This window comes from Natrinema hispanicum (assembly GCF_004217335.1).
Classification (GTDB): domain Archaea; phylum Halobacteriota; class Halobacteria; order Halobacteriales; family Natrialbaceae; genus Natrinema; species Natrinema hispanicum.
Genome location: NZ_SHMP01000009.1, coordinates 68,928 through 88,593 on the forward strand (window position 1 = coordinate 68,928; position 19,666 = coordinate 88,593).

18 protein-coding genes and 2 pseudogenes are annotated in these 19,666 nt (G+C 53.9%); 10 read left to right on the forward strand and 10 right to left on the reverse strand.

Annotation, left to right across the window (positions count from 1 at the left end; all coding sequences use genetic code 11):
* Positions 1-48 precede the first annotated feature (48 nt).
* The 4 genes and pseudogenes from BDK88_RS19370 to BDK88_RS19380 all read right to left on the reverse strand — a co-directional run.
* Positions 49-1,374, reverse strand: a complete 1,326-nt coding sequence (locus tag BDK88_RS19370) for a Cdc6/Cdc18 family protein (protein WP_130501792.1) — start codon at positions 1,372-1,374, stop codon at positions 49-51.
* Between the two features lie 1,176 nt (positions 1,375-2,550).
* Positions 2,551-2,736, reverse strand: coding sequence for a hypothetical protein (locus tag BDK88_RS19375; RefSeq protein WP_130501793.1), 186 nt, complete (start codon positions 2,734-2,736; stop codon positions 2,551-2,553).
* Positions 2,736-2,900, reverse strand: coding sequence for a hypothetical protein (locus BDK88_RS21415; RefSeq protein ID WP_165397012.1), 165 nt, complete (start codon positions 2,898-2,900; stop codon positions 2,736-2,738). The genes BDK88_RS19375 and BDK88_RS21415 overlap by 1 nt, the downstream gene beginning before the upstream one ends.
* A 158-nt stretch (positions 2,901-3,058) precedes the next feature.
* Positions 3,059-3,332, reverse strand: a pseudogene (locus BDK88_RS19380) (hypothetical protein); the annotation flags it as partial.
* A gap of 126 nt (positions 3,333-3,458) precedes the next feature.
* On the opposite strand from BDK88_RS19380, the gene BDK88_RS19385 reads away from it, so the two are divergent.
* The 5 genes from BDK88_RS19385 to BDK88_RS22430 all read left to right on the forward strand — a co-directional run bounded on the left by BDK88_RS19385 (position 3,459) and on the right by BDK88_RS22430 (position 8,876).
* Entirely contained in the window at positions 3,459-4,331 is an 873-nt protein-coding gene (locus BDK88_RS19385) for an SDR family NAD(P)-dependent oxidoreductase (protein WP_130501794.1), read from the forward strand.
* A 90-nt stretch (positions 4,332-4,421) separates the two neighbouring features.
* The gene (locus BDK88_RS19390; protein ID WP_130501795.1) at positions 4,422-4,925 is read left to right on the forward strand and encodes a hypothetical protein; all 504 of its coding nucleotides are present in this window, start codon (positions 4,422-4,424) and stop codon (positions 4,923-4,925) included.
* A complete protein-coding gene (locus BDK88_RS19395) occupies positions 4,922-6,436 on the forward strand; it encodes a sodium:solute symporter family transporter (protein ID WP_130501796.1) in 1,515 nt (504 codons plus the stop codon). Before BDK88_RS19390 ends, BDK88_RS19395 begins: the two co-directional genes overlap by 4 nt.
* 312 nt (positions 6,437-6,748) lie before the next feature.
* Complete coding sequence (locus BDK88_RS19400) at positions 6,749-7,825, forward strand: glutamate-cysteine ligase family protein (protein ID WP_130501797.1); 1,077 nt, start codon at positions 6,749-6,751, stop codon at positions 7,823-7,825.
* Between the two features lie 616 nt (positions 7,826-8,441).
* Entirely contained in the window at positions 8,442-8,876 is a 435-nt protein-coding gene (locus BDK88_RS22430) for a TRAM domain-containing protein (protein WP_130501798.1), read from the forward strand.
* A gap of 259 nt (positions 8,877-9,135) precedes the next feature.
* Here BDK88_RS22430 and BDK88_RS19410 read toward each other — a convergent pair whose 3' ends face one another.
* Positions 9,136-9,951 (reverse strand): IS5-like element ISNpe14 family transposase, encoded by an 816-nt coding sequence (locus BDK88_RS19410; RefSeq protein ID WP_015298909.1) that lies wholly within the window; start codon positions 9,949-9,951, stop codon positions 9,136-9,138.
* Positions 9,952-10,125: 174 nt separating this feature from the next.
* On the opposite strand from BDK88_RS19410, the gene BDK88_RS19415 reads away from it, so the two are divergent.
* The 3 genes and pseudogenes from BDK88_RS19415 (at position 10,126) to BDK88_RS19425 (ending at position 13,217) form a co-directional block, all read left to right on the forward strand.
* Positions 10,126-10,686 carry a hypothetical protein gene (locus BDK88_RS19415; protein ID WP_130501799.1) on the forward strand — a complete coding sequence of 187 codons (561 nt, stop codon included), beginning with the start codon at positions 10,126-10,128 and terminating at the stop codon, positions 10,684-10,686.
* Positions 10,687-11,145: 459 nt separating this feature from the next.
* Positions 11,146-11,292, forward strand: a pseudogene (locus BDK88_RS22230) (RNA-guided endonuclease TnpB family protein); the annotation flags it as partial.
* Between the two features lie 692 nt (positions 11,293-11,984).
* Positions 11,985-13,217: an orc1/cdc6 family replication initiation protein gene (locus tag BDK88_RS19425; RefSeq protein WP_130501801.1), complete on the forward strand. Its 1,233-nt coding sequence runs from the start codon at positions 11,985-11,987 to the stop codon at positions 13,215-13,217.
* Between the two features lie 873 nt (positions 13,218-14,090).
* Here the strand turns inward: BDK88_RS19425 and BDK88_RS19430 are convergent.
* The 3 genes from BDK88_RS19430 to BDK88_RS19440 form a co-directional block, all read right to left on the reverse strand.
* The gene (locus BDK88_RS19430; RefSeq protein WP_207225342.1) at positions 14,091-14,573 is read right to left on the reverse strand and encodes an acyl-CoA dehydrogenase; all 483 of its coding nucleotides are present in this window, start codon (positions 14,571-14,573) and stop codon (positions 14,091-14,093) included.
* Entirely contained in the window at positions 14,573-15,562 is a 990-nt protein-coding gene (locus tag BDK88_RS19435; protein WP_130501803.1) for a ParA family protein, read from the reverse strand. The genes BDK88_RS19430 and BDK88_RS19435 overlap by 1 nt, the downstream gene beginning before the upstream one ends.
* A 627-nt stretch (positions 15,563-16,189) precedes the next feature.
* Entirely contained in the window at positions 16,190-16,540 is a 351-nt protein-coding gene (locus BDK88_RS19440; RefSeq protein ID WP_130501804.1) for a helix-turn-helix transcriptional regulator, read from the reverse strand.
* 299 nt (positions 16,541-16,839) lie between these two features.
* Here BDK88_RS19440 and BDK88_RS19445 point away from each other — a divergent pair, with 299 nt between their 5' ends.
* On the forward strand, positions 16,840-17,277 hold the full coding sequence (locus tag BDK88_RS19445) for a DUF2085 domain-containing protein (RefSeq protein WP_130501805.1): 438 nt from the start codon (positions 16,840-16,842) through the stop codon (positions 17,275-17,277).
* A 59-nt stretch (positions 17,278-17,336) separates the two neighbouring features.
* Positions 17,337-17,771, forward strand: coding sequence for a TM2 domain-containing protein (locus BDK88_RS19450; RefSeq protein WP_130501806.1), 435 nt, complete (start codon positions 17,337-17,339; stop codon positions 17,769-17,771).
* A gap of 86 nt (positions 17,772-17,857) precedes the next feature.
* Here BDK88_RS19450 and BDK88_RS19455 read toward each other — a convergent pair whose 3' ends face one another.
* Together BDK88_RS19455 and BDK88_RS19460 are read right to left on the reverse strand one after the other, a co-directional pair.
* Complete coding sequence (locus tag BDK88_RS19455) at positions 17,858-18,802, reverse strand: M48 family metallopeptidase (protein WP_165397013.1); 945 nt, start codon at positions 18,800-18,802, stop codon at positions 17,858-17,860.
* A 38-nt stretch (positions 18,803-18,840) separates the two neighbouring features.
* Positions 18,841-19,551 carry a YIP1 family protein gene (locus BDK88_RS19460; RefSeq protein WP_130501808.1) on the reverse strand — a complete coding sequence of 237 codons (711 nt, stop codon included), beginning with the start codon at positions 19,549-19,551 and terminating at the stop codon, positions 18,841-18,843.
* Between the last annotated feature and the right edge of the window lie 115 nt (positions 19,552-19,666).

A 19,666-nucleotide genomic window follows, 5' to 3' on the forward strand; every position in this document is an offset into this window, starting at 1 on the left:
ACCATCTTGCAAGTGTTCACTATTGTATCGAAATAAAGTCTGTATAGTCTACGTGAATTTCCATAGATTTTCTTGATGTTGATCAGAGATATCTGGTGCTTCGTATTCAGATGCTTCTTCTTCCAAATAATAGGCTAACATTTCATCTACATTACTCGGAACAGCATTGTTGTACGATGACTTGCGGGCAGCCGCAATAATATCACGTGGGTCGTCTGTAATATCGTACACGTACCGCCGACCACCTTCACGTCCAAGGTTCTGCTCAGCCGATCGTACTAAGCCCTGCATGGATAATTGATCCAAGAACTCGTAGATTTTCCGTTCACTCTTCACACGGGATACGACTGATTCCGCTACAGACGAATATAATTTGTAAATCCGTTTCGTCGTTGCTTCTTGCTTCGGTTCAATAACTGCGAGTGCGGTCGCTAAGTACGTCATCGCTTGATGCGATGTGAGATCCTGCTCAAAATAATCCAAGATCTCGTCTGTTTCAACGGTTTCTGTCGCTTCGTGCGTGTGTTCAGAAGTCACGATTTCTTTACCGTCCATACGGGCGAGTTCACCCGCTTTCTGTAAGATCCGTTTTCCTTGCCGAACGTCACCGCGCTCTTGTGCAGAGAATGCAGCTGCAAGCGGGATTACATCTTTTTCAAGGGCACCATCTTTGAATGCCATGTCAGCATAATACTCCAGAATATCGTTAAGCTCATTCGCGTTGTACGGCCCGAACTTAATCTCCCGTTCTCCGAGCGTGGACTTGACTTTTGGCTCGAGCACGTCAACGAATTTTAGATCGTTTGAAATACCGATTAACCCGATTTTCGCGTCTGTGATCGGCGTATTCTCGTTCGCTTCAGCGCGAGGTAACTCGTAGAGGAAATCATTTCGAGCATCCGGTGGAATGTTATCGATTTCGTCTAAAATGATAAGCACGTTCCCACCAGCGTTCTCGATTTCTTGATACAGAAAGTCGAATACTTTGTCAGTGGAGTATCCGCTGTTCGGTAATTGGTCGTCAGGCGGACGAAAATCATTGACGAGCGCTGTGGCGAGCGCGTATGCTGATTTGTAGTTCCGACAGTTGATTGGCCCGACTACATTCAACGGGACGCCGGTTTCCGCAGCTTTCTCCTTGAGCTTGTTCCGCATCCAGAGTGTGACAGCGGTTTTCCCAACACCAGTCGGGCCGTAGATGAAGACGTTGTTTGGATCATGCCCAACTATGATGTCTTCGAGAGCGATTGTGTACTGCTGGATTTCATCGTCTCGATGAAAGATTTTGTCAGGCATTTCATCCTTCTTGAGGATTTGTTTTTGTTTAAATATTGGGTCCGTTGTATTGAACGGATTTTCGTCGAGATCAGTCATAGCTAGAAAGTCAAACGAATCCAACATAAACTTTGCTGACCACCCTGCAAGTGTTACAAGTGTTCTTCAGCAGGACACACACACACACCACTTTGCAAGTGTTCTGCCGTTCACGAAAGCCTCCCTCCAGTTCCATATGAAATACCTGTTATGAATGAATAAGGAGGGAAAACAATAGATTAGACCACACTGAAACACTAGAAATTCGGCATCTCACCACTCACAACGATTCTGTAGATCGGGTCATATTCAGTATTTCAACTGGATGTTATACTACTAGCTAGTACTAACATGAATGTTGTTATTGTTGCTATAATTGCTGTCATATAGAAACGCCCTCTAAAACGCCTAGAGCAGAGAAGATCCGTGGAATAGTGCAAGAAAGACACTCCTCAAAACCGTGTTAAATCCTGTTTTTATAAGTGGGTCTCTCCTGATCTGTTACCTGGACTCTTTCGGAAGGCCACGAACACTTGCAGAGTGGTGTGTGGGTGTGTTCGATGCGGAGAACAAAGACATCGGTACATCATCTGTCGCGTAATCCGCTATGCGCGACATTGTCCGATCATTCTCACCCCTCAGTCATGTCCGGCGCTGATTTTTGTCCTTGATCCACCGGACGTATCGCTTTTCGACACTCGAAACACACCGTGTGCAGAATGAATCGCTCGAGGTCACTTGACCTCCTCCGCGTTCACGCGGAGAAATCCGATCATCGGATTTCCGCCGAGTGTAGCGTTCAAGGTTCCAACCCGCACTCAGAGGGAACCAGCGACATCTCGGAAGACACAGTCTTCCGACGGTTCCGCGAGAGCAAAGCTCTCGCTTGACACCGGGGGAACTTTGATTTCCTCCCTCGTCTAGGGCTGTGGCCCGGCCAATGAGGTCGGTCGAGAGGCATTGCCTCTCGTGATCACGAAAATCTCCGATTTTCGAACGACTCCATCGAATACCATGTCATCGCCGTGCGAACCACCGCAGGTCCGCCACCCCTTGTGGTTCGGGGACGGCCTCTCACGGTATTCGTCGCACTTCGTGCTACGCGGGACCACACGAAAACGATTACGAACGAAATCCACTCCGGCCACCGACGGCGGGTGTTGCACCGGGCCTCCCGCTTGATCTTCGCCTGAAGACGGAGGTCCGCGCTATCGGTCTGTATCATTGCTTTAGTACCTACACATCCGGATTAGCACCGTCTGGTCCAGCGACTGCCTTCGCACGCTCGAGTTGACGGATCTCTCGCTGAGTTTGTCGTTCGAGTAGTTCGGCTCGCCGACACCGTTCACGAGCGACGTCGACGACAACGTCCTCGTCACCGATCGTGAACCGCTTGCCACGGTAATCGATTTGCTCGAGCATCAGAACCGATCCTCGGCTTCGTCCACTGCAGCATCTCGAGCGTCGGCTTGGAGGTGCTCGTAGCGGACCTCGTAGCTGTCCGAACAGAACCGACCAGCATATCCTGCACGATCGCGAGCAGGTTCCGAACACGTCGGCATCCGACACTCATCGCGGTCAGTCATCTAGCGATCCCACGGTTCAGGAACTGAGTCGTCTCAACGTCTGTTGATGTGATTGCTGCCTCTCTTTGTCTCATGGGTTGCTGCGGTGGACTCCCTTCGAGCCCCCGTACCCCTTCCGGGGGATACAATCCGTCTCGAGTGACGAGATCACTCGACAGTCAGCGGCTGAACGTCCAATCTGGCGCAGGGACACGTCCCGTCCGGATCTCGAGGTCGATACGGCGAAGATGCTTGCAGCCGTCGTCTGGCTGGCGCTGCTCGAAATCAGGACAGGTACACGTTGTTGCCTCGATATCGACCTCGTAGGTAGCCACCACTCTCACTCTCGACCTCGTAGATCGGGCCCACTGTCGCAAAGCGGACATCCAACTTCTCGTTCAGTGCACGGCGCGTTCGTGGGTCGTCGATCGAGTAGCCACTTGCATCGAGCGCTGCCGACATGATCTCGAGAACGTATTCAAATTCCTTCAGGAATCAACGGTCAAAACCGCAAGCCGGCGGCAGTGATTACATATCAACCTTCCGTTTGAACCAGATACCGTCCGTTTCTCCAGTCGCATGAGCGGGGAAGCCGACACTCACAACAGTATTGAACCACCCGAGATCACTGCCGACTCGATCCATCACCTCGATGATCCACGGTTTACGAGGGAGAACGTGGCAATCGTAACCGGCGCGGCCTCGGGGATCGGCCGTGCGACGGCGCTCGTCTTGGCGGCAAACGGCTTGACGACGATTGCGACCGACATTGACGAGGACGGTCTCCACGAGACGGCCGAGAAAGCGAATGACCTTGCGGTCGAGGGCGCTCTCGAGACGGTTGCCTGTGACCTGACTGACGACGCCGAGATCGAGGCGCTTGTTGAAACGGCTGCCGATGCGGGACAGCTTCGGTACATCGCAAACATTGCTGGCATACAGCATATCTCACCGATCACGTCATTCCCGATGGAGATGTTCGACCTGCTCTACCGGGTGATGCTCCGTGCGCCGATGTATCTCACGAAACTGGCGCTCCCACACATCCGTGAGGCCGAGGACGGCGTCGGCGCGATCGCCAACATGGCGTCCGTCCACGGCCACTACGTGACTCGCGATAAGGTCGCTTACAATACGATGAAGTTCGGTCTTCGAGGGCTAACCAAGTCGACTGCAGCTGAGGGCGACGGAGATATCCGTGCGTTCACGGTCAGTACTGGCTACGTCAAGACACCTCTCGTATTAAATCAGATCGAGGATACGGCCGAAGAGCGTGGTATTTCTGAGAGAGAGGTCGTCGAGGACGTGATGCTTGGACAGGCACGATCTTCTGAGATGATGGAACCGGTCGAGGCTGGCAATCTGTTCGCGTTCGGGCTCTCACGTCACGGCAAACACCTGAACGGCGATGACCTGCTGTGGGATGGCGGCTTCGTGAACACTTACGAGTGATGTACACATGCGACATACAACCTGGATACAACGGCGCGAACTGGAGCGCAGGAATTGGAGTCACGAGGCGACCACCGAGAGGGCAGCGACATGTTAGACGGCGAGCTCAACGTCGAAGGAATGACTTCGAAGCTCATGCTCGCAAGCGGTGTGCTATGGACTGCTGTGCTCGGACTCGGGCTGGCTGGCTATTGGTTCATCGCCTTACTCGTCTCGGCATTCCTCTTTCATCCGTGGTTCGTTATCGGCGCGAGTTCCAACGGGACCATTTCGACGAAGCTGCTCGTCTACCCCCTTGGAATCTGGACTGGGCTCCAGCTATCGGCGTTCACCCTGACCGAGTACTACTCGAATGCGTTCGCAGGCAGCTCCCCGGAGTTTCTGATTACCGGAATGCACCCGTCCTTCGCTGCTGTCTACTGGCTCTACTGGGTCGGTGGATTCATGACGGTCACCCTCGCCTACGGGATTTATTTTCGGAAACACTTCTTGCCGGACGGGGAGTGGGACCGGTTCCTCGAGGAGGTCGAGCGGGTGAGCGCGGAGAGCGACATACAGGATGCCGACGAGCCTGTGGAGGTGCGTAGTCAATGATCGACGTGCTCGTTCCCGGCTTCGTCGCACTGTTTATTCTCTCAGTGTTCGCTGTCGGCCTCTATAGCAAGCGCCTGGTCGACTCCTCCGACGAGTTTTATGGTGCGACAAAGATGTTCGGTGCGGCAGTCATTACGCTGGCGAGTATGTCCGGGGTCATGAGCGCCTTCGGGTTCATCGGCGGCCCGGGGCTCGTCTACCAGATGGGGACGTCTTCGCTGTGGATGACCTTCGCCAGCGGCCTTGGGTTTGCGATGGCCTATTGGATCGTCGGTAAGCGCGTCCGTGGGATGGCCGACGTTGCTGACATTGGCACGCTCGGGGACATCGCCGACGAGCGGTTTAACAGTGGCGCGATCCGCGGGATCCTTTCGTTGATCCTCTTTATCGCGTGTTGGGCGTACCTCGCTTCGCAGGTCGCCGGCGGCGGCTACGTCCTCTCGGTGATCCTCGGCATCTCGGTTGAGACCGCCGTCTGGCTCGTGTTCGGGCTTATCACCGTCTACGTCGCCGTCGGTGGCATGGCGTCGGCCCAGCTCGCAGGGGCATACACGGGAGCAGTGATGCTCGTGGGCGTCGTCGGTGTCGTCGTTGGTTTCTTCCAGATCGCTGGCGGGATGGAGAGCACGACCATGACTGTTGTTGAGGCCGGTGAGCTCACAGGCGGAGATGTGGCGAAGGCCTTTACTCCCCGGTTGCTTGACGGGTGGGGACTCGCTCAAAGCTCCGCACCTGGTCTGCTATTGATCTGGCCGATCGTCTTCAGCATCGGCGTCATGGGCCAGCCCCAAGTCCTCCAGCGGATGTTCTCGATCGATGACCCGAAGGGACTGCGAACCGTCGGCCTCGTCAGTGGCGTCACGTATGCCGTGGGGAGCATCCTCTGGTTGCTCATCGGCTTCGTTGCACTCTATCTGGTCGCCTCCGGAAGCGTCGAACCGCTTTCGAACCCCGACATGGCTGCCTTCGAGTTCGTCGAACGGTTGCACATCATCCTGCGGATGATCATCTACGCGGGGCTGGTCGCTGCGATCATGTCCACCGCCGCGTTCTTCCTGTCGGTCGCCTCCGGCGCGATTGCCCGTGACTTCGTGCGGGCGATGGGCTGGGAGGTCTCCGAACAGCGAGAAACATGGCTGGGGCGGGCCGCAGTTCTTGTCGTCGGGATCGGCTCGGTGCTCTTTGGACTGTATGGCGGCCATCTCGTCGCGATCCTCGGTACCTTTGGTTGGGGAACGTTTGTCAGTGGGACGATCCCTGCTGTGGTCGTCGGCCTCCTCTGGAAGGGCGCAAGCCGAGAAGGCGTCACTGCTGGACTTGCTTCTGCACTCCTGCTCAACGTCACACTGCTGGCTGCGACACAGCTCGGATACGCGTTCCCGATCGGGATGGACTTCTATTTCATCGCGATCGCCGTGTCGATCACCGTGACGATCTTCGTCTCGTACGTGACCGACGGAGCCAGCGGTGAGAACGTTCCAGAACACGTCAAACCCATTTTCCGACTCTAACGGAGGTGATTGATATGGAACTCTGGCTCGTTGGCTTCGTGGCAATGATGGTGATCAACCTGATCATTCTCTTCTTGAAAATATAGGCGGTCTCCCGCTGTCGCCCTCTCTGGGCTCACTCTACGGCTATGTCATCTTTTCGAAAGGCTCGCACGACCGTATGGTTGGAATCGTCTTCCGAATATATCAGATGAAGATGTAACCGATGGGTGTGAATGCCGCACTCGTCACGCCAATCGGATACACCACCCGATGGGACGGAGTCGTGTAGCCGGCACCAGCCCTATGCCGTTCACTGCCTTACTAATCAGTGTGAAGAAAGCTATCGAGGTGGAGTACTGGGTGATCAACTCAGATGGGGGACTCACAACGCCCGAGGAGTTGACAGACGTCTCGGAGTACACCGAGAAGGAATTCGTCAAACCCCTATTCGAGCTGAAAACACCTCCGTGTGAGACGATGGCAGATCTCCGCGCGACGTTCATCGACCAACTCGACGAAATTCTCGCGCGAGCCGACGAGCTGGACAAGCTTCTCGTTCCGCTGGGGACGCCGATCAATTGCGAGGAGATCGAACGACTCTCCAGCGAACGCGGCCGAATCCAGAAACGCGTCATCGGAACCGAGTTCGACTACGCAAGTTACTGTGCCGGAACACACATTCACTTCGAACAACAGAACGTCGTCGATCAACTCAATACCCTCATCGCACTCGATCCGGCACTAGCGTTACTCAACTCCTCGCCGTACTTTCAGGGAACGGACGTCGCAAACAGCGCCCGTGCATACCTCTATCGGAAGAAATGTTACGAGGACTATCCAAAGCACGGACAGCTCTGGGACTACGTAGAGACGGTCGGAGAGTGGGAGACACGACTCCAACACCGATTCGAGGAGTTCAAAGCCGCGGCCATCGAAGCGGGCGTCGATGGGGACGACGTCGACGCCAACTTCTCACCCAACACTGTCGTATGGACGCCCGTCAGATTGCGCAAGGAGATGCCGACCGTTGAGTGGCGGTCGCCCGACGCGTCGCTCCCGAGCCAGATTCTCCGCCTCACGAGAGAGGCGAACGCGGTGATGGAACAGATACCGAACTCCGTCGTTCGAATCGATGGTGACGAGGCCGAAATCGGGCAGGACACGATCACGATCCCGACGTTCGACGTGGTGTGCGACTACGCCGAGGAGGCAATCCACGAGGGTATCGAGTCGGAGACAGTCAGCGGATACCTGCAGCAGTTGGGGTTCGACGTTCAGGAGTACGACACTATAACACGGGAGATCGCTGGACGTGAGATCGTCAGTCCGCGCGAAGCGCGTGATCTCCGAGTGAAGTACGCAACACGGTTGAAAGAAGATGTGAAGAGCCTACGCGAAGCGGCATAGACGAACTATTCGTGAGGGGAGTAACTTTGGTAGTCCAGCAAGCCACAGCGTTCAGAAACTCCTTATCCCGTAGTGGCCTTGACTCTCGAACTGCGGTGCAGTGTGGCGAAGAACGTTTGCGGACCGACCGAGATAATGTGGTGGGGCCTCTACACAGAGATACAGCGAGAGTGCCTCGGGGCTTGACCCCGAGGGTGAACCGTGTAAGCTATATGATGGATACCACTGTATTGGAGAGTACAGTTGCGACATGGATTAAAGACCTTAATCCGAAGCAACTGCCGGCAGTTGCAAGGAATGCGACTCCTCTCAAAACCCGCGTCTTTGGCGTGGTGAGACAGGAGTTGTCGGGCCGTGGTGGAGCGGCCGACCCTCACGGACGCACCGAGCGTTCGGGTATTAATTCCAGACGACTCGTCACGGGAAGTCCGAGGGGAATTAAATTCGCCTGCGACCGCACGGCCCGTTTCGGGACGTGCGGTCAAAACGGTGAAGCCGCGGGGCTTGCCCCCGCGGTACTTCACTATCGAGCAAGCAGACGATTCAATCCACGAGGACCAGCTTTGTGAAGTACTGAAACTTACTTGTCCCGTGGGTACTGAGTACTAGAAACTCAATGGTCGAAATTCCAGATTCCCTTCGCTCTCTGTTCAGCGCCCCAATCGAAAAGCGAAATGGAACGTACGTTGTCGAAGTTCCCTCGAGTGAAGTGGATCATGAGGCGTTATCAGCTGACGAAACATATCGCGTAGCGATTCTTGAGTCACCTGCTTCGACAGAGTCATCGATGCAACAAGAGCCACAGCAATCTTCCTCTCGAGAGACCGTGAGCCGCGCCCCGTCGGGACCCCCTGTCGAGGAAGGCGAGGTGCGTAATGTAACGATTGAGACTGTCGGCGATCAGGGCGACGGCATTGCAAAAGTCGAGCGTGGCTATGTCGTGATCGTCTCTGGAGCCCAACCTGGTGACGAACCTACCATCGAAATTGAACAGGTTCAGAAGAACGTCGCATTTGCGAGCATCGTCGATAGCGATCCACGAGCACTGTAAAAGTCCAGCCAGATAGCCGAGGACTTGATCTGTTCATGCTCTGTTGAACGCAAGACGGCGGCAGTATTGAAATTTTGATATTCAGGTAGATGGCGTTAGAACTCCTGTACTGATGGTTTTGAGATCTGGATGATGTGGGAGGAGTCCAGTTCGTTGATTCTGCAACCATCAGAATTAGGTCACTTTGTGAGAACCCGTACGTGGATGACGGCGATGTCTCTGGCGGATACGTCCAGAGAAAGAGAGCAGGCGGCGAGCCCTAACTCGCCGCCTGCGATAGGTTATGCACGATACACTTGCGCGTGAGCTCTCGGAACTGGCCGTGCCAGCTCCGAGAGCGTAACTTCTCACCGTCATCCTTCAGTAGTGAGAACGCAGTCTCACTCAGTGTCCGCTGATGGTACAGATCTTCGTCCATCCGAGCGTTATGCGCTTTCTTCAGCGCATTGTGCTCCTTGTGCTTGATTAGCGGTCGTGTCGCGCCAGCGCGACACTCCTCTCTGAGATCTGACCACGAATAGTTCGCATCTGCAAGGAACTCTTGCAGGTCTTCGGCGTTGCGCCGATAGACCTGCAAGCCGATGTGTCCGTCCCACTTGCGCTTCGTCGTGAAATGAACGTCTTTGATCGCCAGTGACTCTGTATCGACCAAAACCGTCGTCTTCAGCTTATGAAACGAGAAGCCAGCACGATTCCGGTAATGATAGCTGGTCTGATCTCGCTGGAAGCCACTGGCGTCGATTGCTGCTGTTCCCGACCAGCCAGCCTGCTCCGCACTGCGGCGGAGCAGGCTGCGGAGCTCACGCATGTCGACCTGTTGCTCCCATCGACAGAGCGTGGTGTGATCCGGCGATTTGTCGATGTTGAGCTCTTCACGGATGGCTCTGGAGTCATTGAACCATGCTTCAGTCTCTCGGAAATCTTTGTCGAGTTCCGCATGCAAGAGGATAAACGCGATCTGAGCCCACTCGGCGAACCCGCTGGCGCCGTCCGGCGCAGCGGGTTCGTCAGGGTTATCCACGTGCTGTTTGGCAAGATTCTTACACTGCCGTATGATCGGTCGTTTCGACCTCATATCGCCAGACGGCGTCCAATTCCCCACAAGTCTCACGGAATTCAGCCGAGAACAAGGCTGAAACTGGTGCTATTCGACGCTGCAACAGAGCATCTGTTCACCTAATCTTCTTACAACGGTGATTTTCAGCGCCTGAGAGGGTGAGGCGCATACTCGTGTGCCTCAAGGCCACGAATGAGTACAGACCGACCGCCCGAGAGCGACCCGCATCGAGATCGACCAATAGGCGAATACACGATCGACCGTGACCGAAGCTATCCAGGAGACGTTGCCCGACTGAACGGACACGAACTCGTCGCGATCGATGAATGGCTGCCGGGCACAGAGCCAACACCGTACGAACTCAATCTCACCGATGGCTACGAATATCGAACACGCTACTGGCGCTGCAGGAAGTGTGACCAAGAGCGCAACCATCGCGACGAGTTCACCACCCCCTGCGACAACCCCAAACCACCGACCGCACTCGAGGCAGGTGGCTACTCGATCGACGACCCACGAACGCGCCGTGCACTGAACGAACAACTGGACGTCTGCTTTGCGACACTGGGCCCGGTCTACGAGGTCGAGAGTGAGAGCGGAAACACCTACGAGGTCGATATCGAGGCAACGACGTGTACGTGCCCCGATTTCAAGCAGCGCCAGCCAGACAACGGCTGCAAGCATCTTCGCCGTGTCGACCTTGAGATCCGCACTGGACTTGTCCCTGCGCCGGATGGCACGTTCAACCGCTAACTGTCGAGTGATCTCGTCACTCGAGACGATTTGTACCCCCTGAAAGGGGTGCGGGGGATCGAAAGGGCCCACCGTAGCAACCCATGAGACGACGAGAGACAGCAATCACATCGACAGACGTTGAGACGACTCAGCTCCTGAACCAAGGAATCACTAGATGACTGACCGCGACGAGTGCCGAATGCCGACGTGTTCGGAACCTGCTCGCGATCGTGTAGGATATGCTGGTCGGTTCTGTTCAGACAGGTGTGAGGTCCGCTACGAGCACCTCCAAGCGGACGCTCGAGATGCCGCAGTAGATGAGTCAGAGGATCGGTACTGATGCTCGAGCAAATCAATCACCGTGGCAAGCGGTTCACGATCGGTGGCGAGGACGGTATCGATGATGTCGCTCGTGACCGTTATCAGCGAGCAGAAATGCTCGAACGACAGACTCAGCGAGAGAGATCCGTGAGCTCGAGCAACGCTTCCAAGAACATCGGCCTCCAGTATTTCCGGCGTCGGCAAAACGCAGACGACGGAGGTGCACCCGTAGATGTGCGCTTGAATCGCGGGACGTTGAAAGTGAGCGGAGAGTACGACCTTCCCGTCTCATCCGAGGCGTAGAACGGGAGTCCACGCGAAAGCCCTCCCCTCAACGAGCGAGCGGGACGATTAACCCCGAGCGAAGTAGGGGAGGGTAGTTCACCCCACGTTTCCGACGTATCAAGACAAGAATTGAGCAGTTGTCTTTGAGAGGGGAAGAAGGACCCACCCCCCACGTTTCCGTCGTTTCTCCAAGAAACCATGGGAAGGGTTCGGCTGCACAATTATAACATCGCTCAAGGTAGTTGAAATATACTGTTGTCTAGCTCCACTGCACCCTAGATTGAAGTAGACTACTTGAGAATAGTCCATTGACTGTACTTCGTTTACCGACGAAACAACTTAACTTCGTTTCGTCGGTTGAAATTGAGGTCTGCTTATAACCCTCCAGCTAACTGCTATACTGATGTAGACTGGCTCTTACAGCTGAATTGATTCTTTGGACGATCTCTTCAACTGGACCCGTTCTCTTTCTCTAAGTTACGACGGAAACGTGGGGTGTGTGGGTAAAATATTGTGGCGATCTTATCGCTTCTACTTGCCGAATACTTCCTTTATTCCGTCTTACGTCGGAAACTCGGTTATCGTATCAAATACTCTATTTTCCACTTTTAGGCTCTGAATCGCATGAAGAATCGAGAATAACGTCGGAAACGTGGGGTGGTTGTGTCCACTAGTTTTATACTCTCACCGCCCACATCATGACATATCAGATGACACCCGAGTCTCCGTCCGGTTCCGTTGACGATCCACTTTTCGAAGCAGGACACCGGATCTTTTCGAATAAGGATCTCCTGAAAATCGGCCACGTTCCAGAAGCTGACCGAATCGTTGGTCGGGATGAGGAAATCTCAAAGCTAGCGAAACGTCTCAACGGTGCTGTCCACGGATATTCCCCTGAAAACGTAATTATCTACGGAAAGACTGGGACAGGAAAGTCACTGGTTTCGAGACATGTCTGCCAACGTGCTCAAAATGCAGCTCAGGAAGGTGTCTCGATCGGAATCGCGTATCTTGATTGCGCGGAAGACAATACGGAGACACAAGCTATCTCTTCTCTCGCCGCAAAACTAAATGACGAAGATGTGACGGCTATAACGGTCCCCCACACTGGACTCAGCACGTCAAAATACTATAAGCTCCTCTGGGAGATACTCGACGCGCAGTTCGATTCGGTAATCATCATCCTCGACGAGATCGATTTGATGAACGACGATAGCCTGTTGATGAAGCTTTCGCGAGCCGAAGAGGCGGGGAAAATCGATTGTAGCATCGGTATTATTGCTATCAGTAACAAGATCCAGTACGTCGACAACACGAACGAACGCGTCAAAAGTAGCTTCCAGCATAAGGAACTGTTCTTTAAACCTTATGACGCGAACCAGCTCCGGGAGATCATGCATAATCGAGCAGACGCCTTCCAAGATGGCGTTCTTTCCGACGATGTTATTCCTCTTTCTGCCGCGTTTGCCGCTCAAGAACACGGCGATGCTCGAAAAGCGATCGATATTCTCCGTCATGCAGGCGAGGTTGCCTACGAGGATGATGCCGAGAAAGTGCGGGAGGAGCACGTCCGCCAAGCCCAACAGCATGCTGAAAAAGACCGCTTCCGGGAACTCGTCAACGGTGCGCCTACACAGGCGAAAGCAGCACTACTCGCACTCACTGAACTCAGCGTAAATTCCGATGACGATGCCTTCCTTACGAGCCGCGTTTATGATCAGTACGAACAGATCTGCGAGTACCTTGACATGGACGTTCTTTCCGTTCGACGATTTCGAGATATTCTGAAGGAACAAGCATTCCTCGGTGTCGTCGAAATCGAGAAAATCAACAAGGGTAGTGCGGGCGGTATCCATCTTCAGAACCGACTGATCGAAGATCCTCAAGTTGTCCGCGAAACCATTTTGGAAGATACTCGAATGCAAAATTGGAATGATGGGTGAAATATAACACACCTAACAGGAATTTACGACGGAAATTTGGGGTGGAGTTACGGAAACGACGGAAACGAGGGGTGGGTAATTACGACGGAAACACGGGGTATGTGAAGAATATTTCAACCACGTCGGAAACGACGGAAGTCTGGGGTGGGGCTATGGAAATGAGGTGATGGAAATTACGACGGAAACATGGGGCGTATCGAGAAGAGTTCAATTACGACGGAAACGATGGAAGTCCGGGGTGGGGATACGGAAACGACGGAAACGAAGGGGGTCAACTACCTCTCCCCACTTGCTCGGGCCTTGCGCCTGCTCGCTTCAGTCAAAGCAGTTCCAGAGTCAGGAGAGTTCAGCCTGGCGAAGAACTCAGTATTCGAGTTGCAGTGGGGATTACGATGTCCGTTAGGTGAACTACCCCGCCCTACTCTCTCCCTCCGATCGCTCCTTGAGGGCGGGGGCTTGGCACCCTCACCGCCACAGCTAAAATAGCGTCACCCCAGATGTCAAGTGAAATTCAACCGGCCTGCAAGACCTAAAATTTGAATTACAATCCAGAATTATCTAGTACTGAGAACCCACTGCGAATACTGTTTCTACCTAGAACACACAAAACGTTGTTTTTAATATACCAATGTAGAAAGAAAATACTTCTCGAAACCGGCATATATTTGAGATTCCTCCAGACAGAACCCTTATCGCCTAATTATGGGAATTTACACTCGACACCTGGGGTGTGGATGCTCTCTATGATCCAATTTGCAACAAGTGTCTGTAATAGATATCTGTTACAGATTTCTGTAACAGACATCTATTCCACAAGGCAGCACAGATTTCCGGTGTGCGAACGAGGGAGAGAATTCGTATACGGTCTGGAATTCAATCGATCAAGCCAAACCCTTCCTCACGCATGAGCTCAGCGACACCCTCTGGGTTCTCAAACGCGAACTTCAGGGCGAATTCTCGAGCGTCAGTTTTTGAGACTTCTTCAGTTCCGAGTTCATCAGCGAGTTGACTGCGGAATGCGGACTCCTGACTATGAACTGCCTTACGAAGGTGAACTTCGATTCGTTCATCGCGTTCGTCACCGACATTGCTTCGACGGACAAAATAGGGGAACTGCTCCCGATCGCCTTCGTTGTTTTCAGCCTCTCCCTCACTGCTATCCTCGTCGGGATCGTCCGCGCTCTCCACCTGCGGCTCTGGTTCTGCTGGTGGCGAATTGGTCACTGGACGATCCGATTCTGAGTCGGTGTCCTGTATCGGTTCGTCTTGAGCCTCGGTCTCACTCTCAGTGTCTTCGTCATCACTGTCTGCTCCCGGCCCAAAGTCGAGGTTTCCAGATCCTCGTTTCATGGGCATCAGGCCGTCACCTCACGCTCGGTGTCTCCCACATCGAATCGCTCCTCGCCGTAGCCGTCGATCTCGAGGACGAGCTCGGTATCGACATCAATGTCGAACGTCTCGGTCGCGATGAACGCAGCGAGCGAGTAGAGATCACGTGCGGTCTCGAGCTCACGATCACGGACGCCACGCTGACCGGGTTCGCTGACCATCTCGCCGTCTTGTTCGAAGGTTTTCCAGCGTTCTTCGAGCACTTTGAACGCGGACCCACGGGCTTCCCACATCGTGTCCATGAGACTCTCGCGATTGGGGATCGAGACGGGTGTTGGGTAGTACTCATTGTTTTCGAACTGCTTGGTGTACTGCTGGTGGGCGTTCGTCTGCCCGACACCAGAGGGAACGACACACGAGAGGCCAACCTCGATATCCAGATGCTGCTCCATGTTCGTCACGAGCTCCTCGAGCCCCCCGAGACTGAGGTTACCCTTTCCGGCGGGTTTGACCGGCGCAACCAGTGTTCGCATAGCGTAGATGGCGTTGTATAGCAGGTCCTCAGCACGGGCGTTCGGGTCGATCAAGACGGCATCGTACCGTTCGTGGAGTTGTTCTTTGTCCCAGAGCAGGTCGTACAGGAGCTCGTACCGGGGGAACTCCTCTCGGCTCATATTCTTCATGCCCGTCTCGTAGTCGATCTTCTGCTCGAGGTTCGACGTGAAGTCGCCGAGCATGTCATGACTTGGAATCACGTCGACGCCTTCCTCAGATGTCTCGATGAGATCCTCGAAGGGCCCATCAGGCATCTCGAGGATGTGCTTAACGATGTTGTCTGCATCGGGATCACTTCGGAACTCACCGACGTCGAATAGGCTTGTAAGATTCCCCTCTTGGGGATCCAGATCGATCACACAGACGTCGAGACCCATGCGCTCGAGGGCAACTGCAAGGTTTGCGGTGGTGGTGGTCTTGAACGTGCCGCCCGATTCCGAGTAGACGACTGCTGTTATCATAGAAGTCAATACAGTCACTACATACATAAATTTGTGGCAGACATACGGTACTGACTTCCAGTACAGATATCTGTAACAGACTTCTGTTCTCAATGTCTGTTCTCAATATCTGTTTTATCTGTCTGTATTATCTATCTGTAATCGAGCCCTCTTGCGGTTTTACGGTGGATGACATCCGAAGGATACCGGCTTCGGTGGGTGTTTGTAGCAGTCGGAGGCCAATCTCTGACCAGCCTGTATAGGTGTCTGTAATAACTATCTGTCACAGAAATCTGTACCGGATGTCTGTACCACACGTCAGTGACGGATATTTGGGATGTTGATATACTTCTGCGGCTGGGCTGAGGGATCTCCGGTCAGGATGTTGGCTATTCCTTACTAGAGAGCAGGCGCAAAGCCTCGGCATTCACGTTGAACTTGACCTCACGAAAAAACGTGATCAGGATAAACTGATACTAGCTAACAGTTAAAAACAAATATGATATTACACCTGTCTTTGTCATCTGGCAATCTCGGTTTAGAGACTCAGTCAAAGAAGACCGTGATGGGGGTGTGCATCAACTGTTCGTCTACCAGGATACCGAGGACAAAGAGAAACGGACATGCCTCGAGCGCGGATCGCGCCGACTACTCCTCGTAGGCGAGGTTCATGATCCACTGCGAGAAGGAGTCGCTATTGGGATCAATCTCTTCTTCGCCGACAAACGGCGAGAGCATATCGCCGGCCATCAGCAGTCTGAAATCGAGGCCTCGTGCGGTCGGCGAGATGAAGTAGGTGTTGTGGCCCTTGTAAACGGTTTCCTCGCGGTTGATCAGTTCCTTTTCAACGAGCGATTCGACGATCCGGCTGCCCTTGCGCGAGGAGAACTCCAGTTCCTTCCAGAAATCGCTCTGGTGGATGCCGCCAGACTCGCGGATGAGCTCGAGGCCGGCGTGCTCATCCTCGTTGAGTTCGGCTTCGGCCGTGGAACTGCTCATGGTGGCCACCTCACCGTGTGTACTGCTATAGGCAGGAGTGCATCCATACTACATTCAAGACAAGGAGGACCGTTAAAAAACGTCTTTCGTCGACTGTCGATTCGACCGCGGTGCCACTCTCGAGTCTCTCGCCGTCCTGCTAGATGCAGTACACGCCAGCTAGCGTCAAGATCTTACAACACGGAGTCATGCTCGAGTGGACTATCTGAGTCTCATAACAATCGCCTATGGCAGACGTGGCATGGGTGATCCGCCGTGAGTCCAGTAGATACATCCCGTCACTCTGCGAGAATCGTCCTATGCGGATCGATACTGCAGAGCTACGAAAGGGTCTGAGCAAGACGCGCCGATTCGTGCTCGCACACCACCTTCCGTCTGAATTCTATCGGTGTTATTCACCTTCTGTCTTCGGTCACCGTGTTCACATCTGCGCGCGGTGTCTGGGCATCTATCCAGGGATCGCCATGGGATTTCTCTCGTATGGCATCATGTTTCGAGGCACCGATGCGCTTCTCGCTGTTGGGTTGCTGCCTGTTCCCTCGTTTGTCGACTGGGCAGTTACGACGTTCCGCGACCGGCGGGGCTATAATATCGTTCGAACTGTAACCGGTGCGTTACTCGGCTCTGGATACGGACTTGGACTCGCGTTGTTGCTGTTCGAATCTTCGCTTACCGTTCTCGGTATTGGTCTCGTATATGGTATCCTCGCTTTCAGTTCGATCTTATCTTCGTGGTGATGCGAGTCCGAACGATCAGGTACTTATGTCGAGTCTGAGAAGAAGTCAGTCCTCACTACATGAAGTACTGTATTAATTGTGGCGAGCAGATCGCCGACGATGCAGAGGTGTGTACCAACTGCGGGGTCAATCAAACCATATCTCTCGAGGGAAGTTACGACGAGCGGGCTGAAAACGAGAAGTACTGTGTCGAGTGCGGGACCCTGATAACCAAGCAGGCGGAAATCTGTCCGGACTGTGGTGTTCGACAGCCTTCCGTGCAGGGATCGACAGATTCAGACAAGATCGCGGCCGGCGTTCTGGCGCTACTGCTTGGCGGCTTGGGGGCACATAAATTCTACCAGGGGAACATGAAACTCGGCGTACTCTACCTCTGTTTCTTCTGGACGGGTATCCCCGCAGTGCTTGGCCTGGTTGAGGGAATTCTGATGCTGATCGCCGACGATACCGAGTACGAGGAAAAGTACGCCGACGGTAGTCTCCTTGGGCGATAATACCGTCCCGAACACGGAAGACTGTAAGTCCTTCTTCTCTACAGGCAGAGCAGGCCGAGTGCCTCGGGGCGTAACCTCGAGGCGGTTCACTGTTTGCGCTCGAGTTCTGAGAGCGCCTTGATTCGTTCGTCGGTTGGTGGGTGTGTTCCAAAGAGATAGCGTTTGAGTCGGTGTGTCCACCGTCTGAGCCACCAATACGACGGCTCAGTGTCTCCGTCTGGTCCAAGCATGACTTTTTCAGGTTCCTTTGGGTCAAGTGGCAGAACGGATAACGAAGAGACACTCGAAACTTCACGAAGGTCACGAGTCGGTGTGTCTGCGATTTCGTCATCGAGTCGTTGGAGTGCGATGGCGAGGGCAGCAGGTGATCCGGTAACCTCCGCCGCTGCCTGATCTGCCGCTCGTTCTCTGGTTCGAGACAGACGAGCTGTGATCGTTCTCCCGATAACCCAAATGCCGGTTGATAAAAATCCAAGCGGCACGGTCACAATACCAACTGCCCCCGGATTTTCTATCTGCGTGACTCGTGATCGCAGTCCATCAGCGAGCACAACAGGAAGTGACACAACTGTCATGATCATCGCGTCTCGGTTTCTGACGTGAGCGAGTTCGTGCGCAATCACTGCCTCGAGTTCTTCCTGCCCATCCAGTGCCTTGATTGTCCCAAGAGAGAGTACCAGATGGATGTTTTCTGGTCGGAACCCAATCGCTAATGCTTCAGGCACATCTCGGTCTGAGATAGCAATCGTCGGGACAGAGACGTTGAGTTGGGCAGCAACTCGCGTCGTTATTTGATACAATTCCGGTGCCGTCTCTCGATCCACTGGATAGGCATCTGCACGTCGTTCGATCGTTTCGAGCTGCCTGTACTCGAGATAGCCGATCGTCAAAAGCGTTGCAACAGTAATGATGCCCGCTATCTGAGTGGCATGCGCCCTCTCAAAAAAGACGAGTACACCGTAGAATACAACCCACACGCCCACAAGAAATCCAACTGAGACGAGGGCAAGTCCAAGGAGGGCAGCGACCATCCGTAATTGAAGAGTGGTTGGTCTGGAGGACATGGTAATTAAATGAGGGTGAGTAACCAGAAGACCAATGCTACACTTCCGGCCAGACCGGTCGCCTCTCCCGGTGCTAACCCCCGTTTGTGCAGAAGCCCAAATCGCCAGATTATCCCACTCCACAGAGTTGTGATTCCGGTGAATAGCGGTTTCAACTGTTCTAACGGTTTGAGGTCCGCTTGGAACTCGTCCATCCACACGGTTGGATTGCTATCTGGCGTCACCGTCACAGGGTCAACCATCATGTAGAGGAGGCCGACACCGAGGAGAAGATTGAACAGAATCGGGACCAGCCCCCAGATCGCGACGGCGAATGATGTCGCTGCCCCGCCCTCACCGCCAAGCACCCATGACCCCGCATGGAGCAGACAGGCTGCTAGAACGATCACAATGAGTATGCCAAGGAAGACAAGTCCGATGACTTGACCAGTAGCCTCCGAGAGGAGAGTATCGACGTTTCGGTCAACCTGAGCGGGTGCATCACACCCTGTCTCTATCGATCCCGGGGCAGCCTTGCAGAAACTCTCTGACGGTCGGTTTGGATTATCGATCATAACTGTCCCGTCAATACGCTCCTGGAGTATCCAACTAACGCCCCATACCCCGATCGGGTGAGAGAAGACAAATAGGAGAGTGACGGCTATAATACGTCTAGTGTGAAAGTCCCGCTCGGCGAAGAACCGATCAGGGCGGAAGAGTAGTGTGAAGGGCGGCATTGTGTTGAACGACTATTGGTTCCTGGTAAAGTGTTATGATATCCATATAATTACCTTGACCTTATGAACTATCGACTCGATACTTACAGCAGATGATGGCATCTTGCGTCAACTG